The sequence below is a fragment of the Kitasatospora sp. NPDC002522 genome (genome assembly GCF_053595195.1).
Genome location: NZ_JBSFXE010000038.1, coordinates 17,803 through 31,517, shown reverse-complemented (window position 1 = coordinate 31,517; position 13,715 = coordinate 17,803). Strand labels below are relative to the sequence as shown.

Sequence of the window (13,715 nt, the reverse complement as noted above, 5' to 3'; positions counted from 1 at the left end):
TCAGGGGCGGGCGTAGAAGTCGGGGCGGCCCATGATCCAGAGGCTGGCCTGTTTGATGGCGGTGCCGGGGCGGGGCGCCTCGATCATCTGGTCGTCGCCGAGGTAGATGGCGACGTGGTAGATGTCGGCCGCGCGGCCGGTCTTGGTCCAGAAGACCAGGTCGCCGGGGCGGAGTTGGGCGTAGCCGACGGGGGTGGACTCGGCGTACTGGTCGGCGGCGAAGTGGGTGAGGGGACGGCCGCCGCGGCGCCAGGCCATCATGGTCAGGCCGGAGCAGTCGTAGCCGGCCGGGCCTTCGCCGCCCCAGATGTAGGGCAGGCCGATGACGGAGCGGGCGAAGGCGAGGGCGGCGGCGGCGCCGCCGGCGGACCAGGGGCTCTCGCGGGGCGGCGCGGCATGGGCCCGGGCGGCCTCGGCGGCGGCGCGTTCGGCCTCCTGGCGGCGGGCGGCCTCCTCGGCCTCGCGGGCGGCGATCGCCTCCAGTGCCTCGCGGCGCTGGCGTTCCAGGTCGACGCTGGTGTTGCGGGCGGCGGCGAGTTCGGCGAGCAGGGTCTCGCGGCGGCGGCCGATCTCGGCGACCTGGGCCTGCTGGGCGGCGAGCCGGGTCTCGGCCAGTTCCTTGGCGGTGCGGACGGCGTCGGCGGCGCGGACGGCGGTGTCCTCGGCGGTGCGGGCGTCCTGGGCGGCGCGGGCGGCGGCCTGCGCGGTGGAGGTGGCGTCGTCGAGGATCTGCCGGGTCTGCGCGCCGGCCACCCCGATGGCGGCGGCCTGGGCGGACCGCGAGCCGGTGCCGTGTGCGCTCAACAGGGCTTCGATGGCCGAGAGTTGGGGAGAAGCGCCCTGCCGGTAGATCTCGGCGAGCAGGCCGGCGGCCCGGTCGGCGGCCTCGACGCGGTCGGCCTCGGCGGCGGTGGAGCGGTTGGCCGCGGCTTCGGCGTCGGCGCGGGCCCGGGCCAGCCGGACGAGTGCCCCGTTGTACGCCTCGACGGCCTGCTCGGCGTCCCGGCCGGCGGTCTCCAGTTCGGCCTGGGCGGCGGTGAGCCGGGCCTCGATGGCGGTGGCGTCGGCGGCCTTGGCGTCGGCCTCGGCCCGGGCCCGGGCGACCTCCTCCGCCGACGGGTACGCCGCGGAGCCGCCGGACTCCGGGTCGTCGACGGGCAGGGCGACGGTCCGGGTGGCGGGGGCCGCCGGGGCGGTGGCGGCGGGCAGCAGGGCGAGCACCGAGGCGGCGGCGAGCAGGAGCGTGGGGAGGAGCCTGCGCGACATGACGGACCCTCTCTCGCGGCGTTCTGACGATCAGTCGGAAATCCCATGACGTGACCATCCGGTCACGCACCGCAAGATTCTCAGACCTGACGATGTCTCAGCGCCATCGCCATGCGGCCGCGCGGGTGAGATGTCGGATTGTCGGTGCGGACCTCCGCCGGACATCTGCCCCACAGGGACGGGTCGTTCACGAACGCTACCCGTTGAACGGTTGAAGCCGGGCGCGCCCCGGGAGTCAGCGCACCGGCGCCCTGCGGGTGGCCGGGGTGCGCGGCCGGCCCGCCCGGACGGTGCGGCGGCGGCACTGCGCCCGGGCCTTGCGGGCCGGGTCGGTGGCGGCGAGGGCGGACGCCGCGGACCCGGCGGCGGCCGCGCCGGTGGCGGCGGCGGAACGGCGGGCCGCGGCGGGGCTGCCGGCCGGGCGGTGGGCGAGGGCCCGGGCGGCCATCCGCTCGGCGACCCGGTGCGCGGTGGGGTGACCCGCCGGAACCTTGTCGGGGGCGCCGGCGATCACGTCCCACAGCCAGTTGCGGGCCCGGTCGGCCCGCGCGTGCAGGCGGCGTTCGCGCCGGACCGCCCGCGCCATCCGCCGGGGCCGGCCGGTGTAGCGCCAGCGCGCCCACGGGCTGCCGGGCCGGGCCAGCCGGATCGCGCCGATCCAGGACAGGCCGGGCACCATGATGCCGAGCAGCCCGGTCCACACCTTGCCCTTGAACAGCGCGACCAGGCAGACCACGGCGTTGCCCGAGATCACCGCGAACAGCCCCCAGCGGGTGACGTCCCCGGGCACCACGCCGAGCGGGACGTAGCCGGTGAGCAGCAGCGCGGTGAGCAGGATGCCGAGGATCACCGCGTCCACCGACTTGCGGCCCTGCTCGCTCCAGTAGACGTCGTCCAGGTGCAGGATCAGCGCGAACTCGTCCAGCACCAGGCCGCAGCCGATGCCGAAGGCCAGGCCGAACCAGTCGATCCAGGGGTGGCCGCCGTTGGTGGCGAAGACCCCGATGCCGCCGAGCAGCAGGAAGCCCAGCCCGAAGACCATGTGGTGGATGTGCAGGCCGCCGGGGGTGATGTTGCCCGGCCACCAGCGGACCTGGGCGCGGATCATCCGCACGCTGAACCGGATGCAGACGAAGGAGGTGATGAAGCCGACGAGCAGCAGGAACAGCGGTTGCTTGTGGGCGTCCACGATGTGTTCGCGGTAGCCGTCGAGCAGTGCACTGATCATCGGTGGTGCCTTCGGGTCGGGGTGGCCTCGCGCGGCCGCCGGGGCGGGCGTGACGCCGGGTCAGAAGCCGCGGGTGCGTTTCGCGGCGCGGCGCGGGATCAGCACGGGCACGGCCTCGCGGTCGCTGGCACCGGGGTTCTTCAGGAACAGTCGGGCCACCTCGCCACCGAGGTTGACGCCGATCGCCAGCGCCAGGGCGAGCGCGACGGCCCGGGAGGCGGAGACCAGGCCGCTGCTGGCGTGGCCCTGGGCGAACGCCAGCATGCCGAGGTACAGCGCCGAACCGGGCATCAGCGGGCCGATCGCGGGGGTCACGTACGGCAGCGCGGAGGCCGAGCGGTAACGGGCCAGCAGTTGGCCGAAGAGGCCGACCAGGCCGGCCGCCAGGCCGGTGGCGATGATCGGCGAGATGTCGGCGTTGACCAGCACCCCGTAGGTGGACCAGCCGATCCCGGAGTTGAGGGCGACGATCGGCAGCATGGCCCGGTCGGTCTGCAGCAGCATGGCGAAGGCCAGCGCCAGCACCATCGCCGCGACCAGTTGCAGCGGCGGGTTGGTCTGGCCGCCGAGGCTCTCGTCGGGGCGCAGCTTGGCGTTGTAGTTGACGCCGATGTACAGCACCAGCATCACGCCGATGACGATGCCCGCGATCAGGTACATCACCTCCAGCAGCCGGGCGGCGGCGGTGATGTAGAAGCCGGTCAGGCCGTCCTGGACGGCGGCGACCATGGCCCGGCCGGGCAGCAGCGCGAACAGTCCGCCGGTGATCACCACCGAGCCGCGCAGGTGCAGTTCGTTGAAGGAGAGCAGGATGCCGCAGAGCGCGGCGGGCATCGCGGCGACCACGAACTGGTAGAACTCGGGCAGGCCGCGCCGGGCGATGAGGGAGGCCAGCCGGTCGCCGACCACGGCGGTGACGAAGGCGCTGGCGAAGACCAGCCAGGCCTTGCCGTCGATCTGGCCGCCGACCAGGAAGGTCGCGGCGCCGGCCAGCAGCCCGGTGGCCAGGGCGAGCAGCCAGACCGGGTACGGGTGGCGGTTGCGCCGGATCTCCGCGAGCCGCCGGTAGGCGTCGTTGACGGTGACCTGCTCGGCGGTGATGTCGGCGACCAGCCGGTAGACCGCGGCGAGCCGGGTGTAGTCGGAGGTGCGGCGGCGCACCACCCGGTCGGCGGTGACCGGCGGGTCGATCAGCGAGGGCTGGTGGGAGATCGAGATCAGGGTGAAGGTGACCTGCGGTTCGCAGTGGTCGAGCCGGTAGGCGTGCGCGATGCCGAGCATCGCGGCCTCCACGTCCTCGGCGGCCTCGCCGCTGGCGAGCAGCAGTTCGCCGATCCGCAGCGAGAGGTCGAGGATGCGCGGCACGTTGCGGCTGGCGCCGGCCGAGGGGTGCAGTTCGCGCGCGGTGCGTTCGAACGCCGGGCGGTCGACCATCGGCGTGCGCAGCAGGGTGCGCATCCGGTCCGGCCAGGGCGCGTCGCCGGGGGCGCCCTTGTGCAGCTCGGAGAGGTCCAGGCCGACGGCGGGGGTGTACCCGGCGGCGTCCCACTCCTCGGGGGTGAGGGTGTCCTGGACGAGCGGGTTGCGGGCCCGGACGGTCTCCGCGGCGTCCGGTACGGCGTGGCCGAGCAGGCCCTCGGTCTGCGCGGGCGCGGGTGCGTGCGGAACGCTGACGGGGCGTTCGACGGGTGGGGCGTCCGGTCCGAGCAGCCCTTCGGTGGGCGGCGCGTCCTTGCCGGGTGCGCGCTCCTGCTCGCTGTCGGCCACGGTGGTCCTCCGCCTCCCCGGCGGCCGCTGCTCCTCGGGCCACCTCGTGGCTCCCACCTTGCCCGATCGGGGGCGGCGGTGCGAACAACGGGGTGGCCCCGACGGAGGTCAGCCGCCCTGGGCGGCGCCGCGGCGGGCCCGCAGCAGCTCGGCGGCGACGGGCAGCACCGAGACCAACACGATGGCCAGGCAGATGAGTTCGATGTTCTCCCGGACGAAGTCGACCTGGCCGAGGAAGTAGCCGAGCGCCGTGATTCCGGCGCCCCAGAGCACGCCGCCGAGCACGTTGCAGAGCGCGAAGGCGCGGTAGTTCATCCGCCCGACGCCCGCGACGATCGGGGTGAAGGTCCGCACGATCGGCACGAACCGGGCCAGCACCACCGCCTTGGGGCCGTGCCGTTCGAAGAAGGCGCCGGCCCGCTCCACGTTCTCCTGCTTGAACAGCCGGGACTCGGGCCGGTTGAACAGGCTCGGCCCGACCCGGCGGCCGAACAGGTAGCCGACCTGGTCGCCCGCGATCGCGGCCAGCACCACCAGCAGGCAGACCAGCCAGATCGGCTGCTGCAGCAGCGTGCCGCCGGCCACCAGCAGGCCGGTGGTGAACAGCAGGGAGTCGCCCGGCAGGAAGAAGCCGATCAGCAGGCCGGACTCGGCGAAGACGATCGCCAGGATGCCGAGCAGGCCGAAGGTCGAGATCAGCTGGGTGGGGTCGAGCCAGTGCACGGGCGGGACTCCTGCCGGGTCGAGGGATGGCAATGAAAGAGTAAAGCATTCACCAAGAACCCCTGTGGACAGCCCGGTAATACCTCAGCAAATAGGACATACTGGCGCGTTGTGAGCGAGCAGCGGGACGGCGGCGGGCAGGAGAGCGTCACCACGGTGATCGTGGCCGGGCTGGCCAACCTGGGCATCGCCCTCGCCAAGGTGGTCGCCGGGGCGATCAGCGGCTCCAGCGCGATGCTCTCCGAGGCCGCGCACTCCTTCGCCGACACCGTCACCGAGGTGCTGCTCTTCTTCTCGCTGAAGCGCAGCAGCCGGCCCGCCGACGACCGGCACCCGCTCGGCTACGGCCGCGAGCGCTACCTGTGGGCGCTGCTCGCCTCCTTCGCCACCTTCGTCGGCGGCGCGGTGTTCTCCGTCCACGACGGCATCCACACCCTGCGGGACGGCGAGGACCTCGGCAGCCCGTCCCTGTCCTACCTGATCCTCGCCGTCTCGTTCGGCCTGGAGTCCGTCTCGCTCTCCCGGACGGTCCGTCAACTGCGCGGCGACACCGCCCGGCTGGGCGTCGGCGGCTACCGCTACCTGCGGCACACCCCGGACACCACGGTGAAGGCGGTCTTCCTGGAGGACACCGCCGCCCTGATCGGCCTGCTGATCGCCTTCCTCGGCCTGCTGCTCGCCCAGCTCACCGGCGACCCGCTCTGGGACGGCCTGGCCTCGGTGCTGATCGGACTGCTGCTGGCGTGGGTCGCCTACGTGCTGGCCCGCGACAACGCCTCGCTGCTGATCGGCCGCGCCCTGCCCGAGCGCTTCGAGCAGCGGATCGCCGAGACGCTGGCCGCGCAGCCCCAGGTGGTCGCCGTCCTCGACCTGGTGACCAGCGTCTACGGCCCCGACGACGTCCTGGTCGCCGCCAAGGTCGACTTCGCCGACCTGGCCACCGCCGCCGACGTGGAGACCGCCTGCGACCAGGCCGACCAGGCCGTCCGCGACGCCGTCCCCGCCGTCACCCGCGTCTACCTGGACCCGACCCCACCCCGCCGCCCGGGCCCCGCGGACGCTACGCGTGGACCTCGGTGAGGAAGTCCAGCAGGGTGCGGGTGAACTCCTCGGGGCGTTCCAGGGAGGTGTAGTGGCCGGTGCCGGGGAGGGTGAGGGTGCGGCCGTGCGGGATGCCGTCCATCAGCTTGGTGACGGTGTTGAGGCAGGCGGGGCTGTCGAGGGCGCCGTTGAGGGCGAGGACCGGGAGGGTGAACTCGTCGAGGCGCTGGGTGAGGCCGGGGACCGGGACGCAGAGGGCGGGGTCCTCGTCGGGGGTGTGCTTCAGCAGGGTGCGCAGCGCCATCTCCTTGATCCGGCCGAGCATCGCGGCGTCGAGTTCCGCGACGGTGCGGGTGGGTCCGGTGGCGAACGCGGCGAAGGCGTCCTGCCAGGCGGGGATGTCGCCGGCCGCGAGGGCGGTGTGCTGGGCGTCCACCATGGCGGCGTACCAGGGGTCGTCGGCCGGGTCGGGCTGGCAGAGGCCGCGGCCGCTGATCAGCAGGGCGCGGACCAGTTCCGGGTGTTCCGCGGCGGTGTCGATGCCGATCATGCCGCCCATCGAGACGCCGGCCAGGACGGCGGGCTCGCCCAGGTCGAGGTGGCGCAGCAGCGCGGCGAGGTCGTCGGTCTGCCGGAACGGGCGGCTCGCGTTGGCGGACCAGCCGTGGCCGCGGGCGTCCGGGGCGATCACCCGGTAGCCGGCCGCGGCGAACGCGGGGATCAGGTCGTCGAACTCGGTGTGGTCGACGAAGCCGCTGTGCAGCAGGACCAGCGGGTGGCCGTCGCGGGGGCCGGCGTCGCGGTAGGCGAGCGGGCCGTCCCCCGAGTCGAAGATGCCGAACGTGGGAGCGGCGGAGATCGAAGCCTCAGTCATGACAACCAAGGTGTCATATCCCGTCCGACATGGCAACTGAGGTGTCATGATGGGACCCGTGACCGGAACCGACCGCCCCATGGACCGCCCCCTCACCCCCGATGAGCTGCCCGAGCGCCTGATGGAAGTCTTCGCCCTCGTCGGGCCGCTCTACCGGCGGGTGCAGCGAAAGATCGAGCAGGACGCCGCCCCGGGCCTGTCCGTCGGCGTGCGCGCCGTACTGGACCTGCTGCGCGAGCACGGCCCGATGACCGTCCCGCAGATGGGCCGGGCCCAGTCGCTCAGCCGACAGTTCGTCCAGCGGATGGTCAACGACGCCGCCGCGCACGGGCTGGTGGAGAGCATCCCGAACCCCGCCCACCAGCGCTCCTCGCTGATCCGGCTGACCGACGCCGGGCGGGCCGCGATCACCGCCGTCACGGCGCGCGAGTACGCCCTGCTGCGCCAGGCCGGCGGCGAGCTCACCGAGGCCGACCTCGACACCTGCGTCCGAGTGCTGGGCCGGATGCTGGAACTGTTCGACGACGTCGACCTCGGGCAGACCGAGCCACCCTGCTGACGGGGCGTCAATAGGGCGGGACGGGACGGCACGTCAAATGCAGCGAGGCGACGGCGGTACGTCAGATCCGAATCCGCAAGCAGCAGCCCACGGCCAGTCAGCCAATCTCGGTATTTCGTGTCGAGGAGCTCTCGCGCTCGTAGCGGGGTCGCCTGCCGGGCGATCCCTTCGGGCGGTTCGACCCAGACGAGTGCGCCGCGCTCGAACGGGAGACCGGACTGCCCCAGCCTCCCGGCAACCGCTCGTTCCTGGAGGCCGCCAGCGGGGAGATGTCGAACTACTCGATGCGCCTCCCGGTCGGTAGACCAGAACCGGTCCAGGGCTTCGACGACCTCTATCAGTTGGGCCGGGACGATACCGGTGAGTACGCCTGGAGAATCCTCCTGGGCGAGCTGACCGACCTGCTTCCCATCGCCCACAACGGCGGAAGCGACACCCTCTTCCTGGATCTGGACCCGGCTACTCATGGCCGGCTCCATGCGTTCGTCCATGGCGTCGACCTGCTGGGATATCTGGGCAGCCGTGTCCGCAAAGGTCACCGACAGCGATCCCACAGACCCTTGGCGGCGAAGCGTCAAGGAGTGGCTGGACAAGAACCGCCAGGCTGGCACGCTGAAGCGTCCGCTCCGGCTCGTTCTGCGCAGCCCATCACCATCTGAGGATTCACGCGAACAGGGACACCGTGGCGCAGCTCCCAGCGATGGGTGAGTCATCGCATCCGATGCAATTCAGCGCACTTTACTCCGATAACCAGAATTATCAGGGTTTCTTATGCCAAGGTACGAGCAGCCCGGCAGAGTACCGACCACCCGAAGGTGATTCCGGTCCACCGGCCTCAGGCGCATACTCCGCATCGCTACGAGGAGCCCTCGTGACAACCACGCCTCCCACGCCCCCGGCCCCGCCCGGCCCGCCGACCTGAGCCGCTGCCCCGCCGCAACCGACCAGCCCCCGAAAGCCGTTCCAGGGCAGGGCGTTACTGACCCACGGCGCAGCGGCGTTCGTTGCCCTACTCCTTGGCGTCGGAATCGGCGGCGCCGACGGGAAGCCCGCCGCCGAGGCTCGGCCGGCGCCCACTGTGACCGTCACCGCTCCCGCCGCGATCGCCGCGCCCGCCCCCGCGTCCACTGTGACCGTCACCGCCGCCCCGTCGCCCCCGAGCACACCGGAGTCCTCTGCCCCGCCCCCGGCTCCGGCTCCGAGCGGCCCAGCCACCTCGTTCCCAGGCAACGGCAAGTACCTGGTCGGCGAGGACATCGAGGCCGGCACCTACAAGACCGCCGGCCCGGCGGACAGCGTCATACCGAACTGCTACTGGGCGCGTTACAAGGACGCCTCCGGAGAGTTCTCCTCGATCATTGCCAACGGCAACGTCCAGGGCCAGACCCGGGTGACCGTCCGCAAGGGCGAATACCTTGAAGTCCAGGGGTGCTCAACGTGGGAGAAGACCGGCTGACCCCCAGCCACGCGGCCTCCTGGGCACCGCATACGCGGTCACCCACCATCTCCCGGGCACGCCACCTCGTCGGGCCGGCCGATGCGCGTGACCGGTGCGGCCCTGGAATCGACCGATCCCCAACATCCCATCGTGTCAGCCGGCGGTGTCCGACATGGAGGAAGACCTGAGGTCGGCCCTGCTCGCGAGCAGGTGCTCGGCGACGAACCGAAGTCGACGCGATGGCCGGGGACCTGATCCGCTGACAGCCCACGGTCCTGGGGAATGCCAGGACCGCGGGCGGTCGCGGAACGCGCCTACAGGCCGTAGTCCTCCACGATCCGCTGGTGGCGGGCCAGGTCGATGCCGGCTGCCTCGGCGAGGTCGGGCCAGGCCAGGGGGTGGGCGAAGTCGGCGGTGAGCTCCCGCAGCAGGGCGTCGGCCTCCTTGGCGGAGGCGGTCGGGGGGACGCCGACCGCGGCGTAGAGGCCGGGCAGGTCCTCCTGTTCGCCGGTGGGGTCGGTGACCCGGTACTGGTCGCCGCTGTACGCCCAGATGCCGTAGCCGGCCACCTGCAGGCCGGTCCGCAGGGCGAACCAGTCGGTGTCGCCGGGGTGGCCGCCGTCGATCCAGTAGGTGGTGAACCCGGCCGGGTCGAGCAGGGTGATGAACTCGAAGACCGGCCGCCAGTCGTCCTCCTCGCCCGGTTCGGGGCGCTCGTTCAGCACGGCCGGGCCGAACACCACCACGTCGCCGTGGTTGAGGTCGAGTTCGCCGCCGAGCACCGGCAGCACCCGGGCGGTGGCCGGGCCGGTGCGCACGGCGGGCATGTCGGCGGTGCTGCCGTTGCCGCGCGGGGCGCGGAGCGTGATCAGCTGCCACTCCTCGTCGACCGGACCGCTGTCGGCGTCGAACTCGATGCCGAGCCGGGCGCCGACGGTGCGGACGGTGTCCCAGTCGCGGTTGGCGCTGGCCGCGGTGATCAGGTGCCACAGGTCGGGCTCCTGGACGGTGCGGTGCGCCTCGTCGTCCGCGGCCTGCTCCGGGTCGAGGGCGTGCGCCAGCAGCTCCTGGTAGATCCGCTGGGCCTCGGCGTGGTCGCCCTGCCGGGTGGCGGCGGTGGCGGCGAGGCGGCGGGTGTTGATCGCCTCCGGCTGGTGCGCGAGGACGCCCCGGCACTGCTCGCCGGCCTCGGCCCAGCGGCCCTGCGCGGCGGCCCAGCGGGCCCGCAGCCAGTGCGCGTCGGCGGGGTCGGCGGCGGTCAGCAGGTCGGCGAGACGGTGCACGCCCTCGCCGTCCTCCGCGTCGATCAGCTGCTGGCCGAGCAGGCCGACCAGGTACTCGTGCCCGGGGTCGGCCTCCAGCTGCGCCCACAGCAGGTCGGTGGCCGTCCGGGCGTGCCCGAGGGTGCCCAGTGCGGCGGCCAGGTTGACCACCAGGACGGTGTCGCGCCGCCCGCTCGCGGCGAGCCCGGCGGCCAGCAGGTCGGCACCGGCCTCCGGGTCGGGCTGGTGCTCGGCCAGCCAGCCGGGCAACTCCTCGATGTCGACCGGGAGTTCGGGGCGCGGCAGGGCTTCGGCGGCAGCCTTCAGGGCGGCCACCTGCTCGGCCACCCCGTCGGTGCGGCGCAGCTGGCCGAGCTTGCGCTCACCGGTGGCGGCCAGCGTGAGCGCCACCTCGCGGGCGCCGCGGGCGACCGCGAGCCGGCCGGCCAGCAGCACCAGGTCGAGGCACGGGCGGTGCGACCCCGCGACGTCCAACTCGCTGGTCCAGGAGGCGAGTCGGGCGCCGAGCTCGGCGTCGTTGGGGTACGCCCCGGCCTCCGCCAGCTTCTCCACGGCACGCGACCAGCGGTGCCGGATGTCGGCGTAGCGGTCGGCCTCCTCGGCGGGCGGCAGCAGCTCCAGGGCCGGTTCGGTGCGGCCGAGCGCGGCGAACTGCAGGGCGCGGCCGGCGGCGAGCTTGCGCCGGTCGTCGTCGTCCAGCCGGTTGCGGGCGGCGACGTAGGCGCGTTCGGCGCGGTCGTACGAGTCCAGCGCGTCCTGGTAGCGGCCGAGGCGGTGCAGGGCGGAGGCGCGGCTGTGCGCGAAGGAGAGCGAGGGCTGCTCGCCGGCGGCCTGGATCCGGGTCTGCGCGCGGTCCAGGTGGGCGAGGGCGTCCTCGGGGCGGTCGGCGTCCTCCAGGGTGTCGGCGTACTCCCGGGAGAGGCAGTCGAAGCAGGCCCGGGCGGGTTCGACCCGTTCCAGGGTCTCCTCGAGCACGGCGAGCCGCTCGGGGACGTAGCCGGGGCCGTCGATGTTGGCGTGGCAGATGGTGAAGTCCTGGACGGCGCACACCGACTGGGGGCAGCCGGCGGTCTCCTCGCGGTGCGCGAACTCCAGCAGCGAGACCGCCTCGGCCATCGCCGCCTCGCCCTGGTAGCGCTTGTTCAGCAGGTTCTGCAGCCGCCAGTGCCGCAGGAACACCTCCACCCAGGGCAGGTTGAGCGCGCGGGAGGCGGCGAGCGCCTCCGGGAACATCGCGTCGAGCTGCTCGTTGCGGCCCTCGACGGCGTGGCCGGCGATCTCGGCGAGTGCGTCGGCGAGCCGGTGCTGCCCGGACTCGGCGAGCTGGCGGTGGGCGTCGTGGACCCAGGACCAGATGTCGGTGCTCATCGTTCGTCCCCCTGCGGAGTGTCTGAGATGCTGTCGGGGACCGCTGACAGACCGTCGGAGGGGACGGCGGCGGTGAGTGCGGCGACCGCGGTGGAGATCCCGGCGAGGGCCGCGCCCAGGTCGCCGTTCGGGGAGCCCGCGGCAGCGGCCATGATCACCTTCAGCGAGCGCAGCAGTCCGGCGGCGGTGGCCGCCCCGGTGTGCCCGGAGCGGTAGGCGGCCAGCAGGTCGCAGACCGCGGGCGAGGCCAGGTTGAGGTACAGCCGGGCCTTCACCTCGCCGTCGGTGCGCGCGGTGAACGCCCGGGCCAGCCGCAGCGCCGCGGACGGGATCCGGGCGTCCGCCTGGTCGTCCTCGATCCGGGCCTTCAGCTCGGCCTCCCGGTCCGGCACCAGCACCAGCGGCAGCCCGTACGGCTCGAACCTGGCCGGGACCAGCTGCTCGCCGTCCTCGGCCAGCGCGCCGGCCAGCCAGCGGGCCTCCTCGGCGGGCAGCGGGAAGTCCGGGGCGCGGAACAGCTCCCGGTTGCCGCTCTCGCTGCCGAGTTCCACGATCCGGCAGTCCCGCAGCTGCGCGTAGCGGCGCAGGAACGGCAGCACCGCGTACCGGTCACCGCGGGCGATCGGCACCTGCATCGCGCGGTACAGCATCTCCTCGAAGCCGCCGCCGCTGCCGAGCGCCACGTGCACCGCGCCCTCGCCCGCGGCGCGCAGCGCACCGGCGGTCAGCTCGCCCTGCGAGGTGGGCACCGGGACGTCGTCGGCGAGCAGGCTGAACAGCCGGTCGTCGCAGAGCGCCGCGCCGAGCAGGTCCTGCCCGTGCCGGGCGAGGATCCGCCGCCAGGCCGCGGGCTGCAGCCGGGCGGTCTCGTACAGGCCCTCGACGATCGCGTCGGTCAGGGCCTGCTGCAGCGCCCGGTAGTGCTCGTCGCGCTGCAGGTCCTCGCGGCTGGCGGTCGGGGTGAGCCGGGTCGACTCGACCACGCCGCCGATGAACCCGGCCCACTTGGGCAGCAGGTCGCGGGCGTCGTCGGCCAGCAGCATGCCGCGCAGGTACACCGCCAGGTCCCGGTTGTCGGTCGACCCGTAGGTGCCGCCGTCCTGCACCCACAGCAGCCCGACCGCGTCGGTGCTCCCCTCCACGGGGTTCACCGGGAAGGCGGTCAGCGGCTCGAAGCTGCGGGCGAAGGCGCCCGCGAACCGCATCCGGTGCAGGTACGGGGAGCCCGGCAGGTCCTGCCGCCAGGGCACCGCCACGTCGTTGACCGGCTTGTCGTCCTCACCCACGTACACCGGGATCGGCAGCAGCACGCAGTACCGCGCCAGCACCTCGCGCAGCGCGAACTCGTCGGCCAGGTGTGCGTGTTCGGGCTTCAGCCGGAGGCTCACCACGGTGCCGGCGGCGGCCCGCGGCGGGGCCGGCTCGACGGTGTACTGCTCGCCGCCGCGGCTGCGGTAGGTGTGCGCCAGGGCCGGTTCGCGGTGCGAGGCGGTGGTGACGGTCACCTCCTCGGCCACCGAGAAGGCGGAGAGGAAGCCCAGCCCGAACGCGCCGATCAGGTCCTGGTTGCCCGTCAGTTCGCGCAGCATCCGGGTGTACCCGGTGCCGACGGTGGCCAGGTACGCGTGGATCTCCGGCTCGGTCAGCCCGGCCCCGTTGTCCTCGATCGCCACCGTCCGGCGCGCGGGGTCGCCACTCACCCGGATCAGCGGGCGGTAGTCCGACTCCAGGTCCTCCAGCTTGCGCCGGGTGTGCGAGTCGTGGGCGTTCTGCACCAGTTCGCGCAGCGCCACCAGCGGCGTGGAGTAGAGGTGGGTGGCGAGGACGCCCACCAGGCCGCCGAGGTCGACCTCCGTGGTGCGGAGATTCTCTTCCGACGGGAATTCGGCGTCGCTTCCGCCGGTACCGGCAGCGGGGGGAAGGCCATCAGACATGAGGCCACAGTGTGCCAGTACGACAATCAGGCGACCACTCCTTTCCAATTCCCGCTTCTGTCGATCCTCGGTCAACCTGCCGTTGACGTACCGGAACCGCCGCACGCCCCGCCGTTCGGGCGAAATCCCTTGGCAGTCGCGCCTTGTGGAGGTAGCTGCGCGTTCAGTGGCTATTCCATTTCCGTGACACCTTCGAGCGAACCGGACCGGCAGCTCTGGAAGTCAATCGGCCGA

At 73.2% G+C, this 13,715-nt stretch carries 11 protein-coding genes; 4 read left to right on the top strand and 7 right to left on the bottom strand.

Features of this window, described 5'->3' with window-relative positions:
• The 4 genes from ACWD4U_RS27200 to ACWD4U_RS27185 all read right to left on the bottom strand — a co-directional run bounded on the left by ACWD4U_RS27200 (position 1) and on the right by ACWD4U_RS27185 (position 4,984).
• Positions 1 to 1,266 (bottom strand): C40 family peptidase, encoded by a 1,266-nt coding sequence (locus tag ACWD4U_RS27200; RefSeq protein WP_363452161.1) that lies wholly within the window; start codon positions 1,264 to 1,266, stop codon positions 1 to 3.
• Between the two features lie 235 nt (positions 1,267 to 1,501).
• The gene (locus ACWD4U_RS27195; RefSeq protein ID WP_363452159.1) at positions 1,502 to 2,494 is read right to left on the bottom strand and encodes a hypothetical protein; all 993 of its coding nucleotides are present in this window, start codon (positions 2,492 to 2,494) and stop codon (positions 1,502 to 1,504) included.
• A 60-nt stretch (positions 2,495 to 2,554) separates the two neighbouring features.
• Positions 2,555 to 4,261, bottom strand: a complete 1,707-nt coding sequence (locus ACWD4U_RS27190) for a threonine/serine exporter family protein (protein WP_363452157.1) — start codon at positions 4,259 to 4,261, stop codon at positions 2,555 to 2,557.
• A 108-nt stretch (positions 4,262 to 4,369) separates the two neighbouring features.
• Positions 4,370 to 4,984, bottom strand: a complete 615-nt coding sequence (locus ACWD4U_RS27185; RefSeq protein WP_363452155.1) for a DedA family protein — start codon at positions 4,982 to 4,984, stop codon at positions 4,370 to 4,372.
• 111 nt (positions 4,985 to 5,095) lie between these two features.
• Between ACWD4U_RS27185 and ACWD4U_RS27180 the strand changes: the two genes are divergently transcribed.
• Positions 5,096 to 6,064 carry a cation diffusion facilitator family transporter gene (locus ACWD4U_RS27180; RefSeq protein ID WP_363452153.1) on the top strand — a complete coding sequence of 323 codons (969 nt, stop codon included), beginning with the start codon at positions 5,096 to 5,098 and terminating at the stop codon, positions 6,062 to 6,064.
• On the opposite strand, the gene ACWD4U_RS27175 is transcribed toward ACWD4U_RS27180, so the two are convergent.
• Positions 6,045 to 6,899 (bottom strand): alpha/beta fold hydrolase, encoded by an 855-nt coding sequence (locus tag ACWD4U_RS27175; RefSeq protein WP_363452151.1) that lies wholly within the window; start codon positions 6,897 to 6,899, stop codon positions 6,045 to 6,047. The genes ACWD4U_RS27180 and ACWD4U_RS27175 overlap by 20 nt on opposite strands.
• Before the next feature lie 49 nt (positions 6,900 to 6,948).
• Between ACWD4U_RS27175 and ACWD4U_RS27170 the strand changes: the two genes are divergently transcribed.
• The 3 genes from ACWD4U_RS27170 (at position 6,949) to ACWD4U_RS27160 (ending at position 8,914) form a co-directional block, all read left to right on the top strand.
• Positions 6,949 to 7,458: a MarR family winged helix-turn-helix transcriptional regulator gene (locus ACWD4U_RS27170; RefSeq protein ID WP_449787329.1), complete on the top strand. Its 510-nt coding sequence runs from the start codon at positions 6,949 to 6,951 to the stop codon at positions 7,456 to 7,458.
• A gap of 269 nt (positions 7,459 to 7,727) precedes the next feature.
• On the top strand, positions 7,728 to 8,117 hold the full coding sequence (locus tag ACWD4U_RS27165) for a hypothetical protein (protein WP_363452149.1): 390 nt from the start codon (positions 7,728 to 7,730) through the stop codon (positions 8,115 to 8,117).
• A gap of 419 nt (positions 8,118 to 8,536) precedes the next feature.
• A complete protein-coding gene (locus ACWD4U_RS27160; protein WP_363452147.1) occupies positions 8,537 to 8,914 on the top strand; it encodes a hypothetical protein in 378 nt (125 codons plus the stop codon).
• Between the two features lie 296 nt (positions 8,915 to 9,210).
• Here ACWD4U_RS27160 and ACWD4U_RS27155 read toward each other — a convergent pair whose 3' ends face one another.
• Both ACWD4U_RS27155 and ACWD4U_RS27150 read right to left on the bottom strand, forming a co-directional pair.
• The gene (locus ACWD4U_RS27155; RefSeq protein WP_363452145.1) at positions 9,211 to 11,547 is read right to left on the bottom strand and encodes a hypothetical protein; all 2,337 of its coding nucleotides are present in this window, start codon (positions 11,545 to 11,547) and stop codon (positions 9,211 to 9,213) included.
• A complete protein-coding gene (locus ACWD4U_RS27150; protein WP_363452143.1) occupies positions 11,544 to 13,481 on the bottom strand; it encodes an ATP-binding protein in 1,938 nt (645 codons plus the stop codon). Before ACWD4U_RS27150 ends, ACWD4U_RS27155 begins: the two co-directional genes overlap by 4 nt.
• Between the last annotated feature and the right edge of the window lie 234 nt (positions 13,482 to 13,715).

Excerpts from the sequence above, each read along its gene's own strand:
- ACWD4U_RS27170 (WP_449787329.1), top strand. The coding sequence starts at position 6,949 with ATGGGACCCGTGACCGGAACCGACCGCCCCATGGACCGCCCCCTCACC.
- ACWD4U_RS27200 (WP_363452161.1), bottom strand. The coding sequence starts at position 1,266 with ATGTCGCGCAGGCTCCTCCCCACGCTCCTGCTCGCCGCCGCCTCGGTG.
- ACWD4U_RS27165 (WP_363452149.1), top strand. The coding sequence starts at position 7,728 with ATGTCGAACTACTCGATGCGCCTCCCGGTCGGTAGACCAGAACCGGTC.
- ACWD4U_RS27175 (WP_363452151.1), bottom strand. The coding sequence starts at position 6,899 with ATGACTGAGGCTTCGATCTCCGCCGCTCCCACGTTCGGCATCTTCGAC.
- ACWD4U_RS27195 (WP_363452159.1), bottom strand. The coding sequence starts at position 2,494 with ATGATCAGTGCACTGCTCGACGGCTACCGCGAACACATCGTGGACGCC.
- ACWD4U_RS27150 (WP_363452143.1), bottom strand. The coding sequence starts at position 13,481 with ATGTCTGATGGCCTTCCCCCCGCTGCCGGTACCGGCGGAAGCGACGCC.
- ACWD4U_RS27155 (WP_363452145.1), bottom strand. The coding sequence starts at position 11,547 with ATGAGCACCGACATCTGGTCCTGGGTCCACGACGCCCACCGCCAGCTC.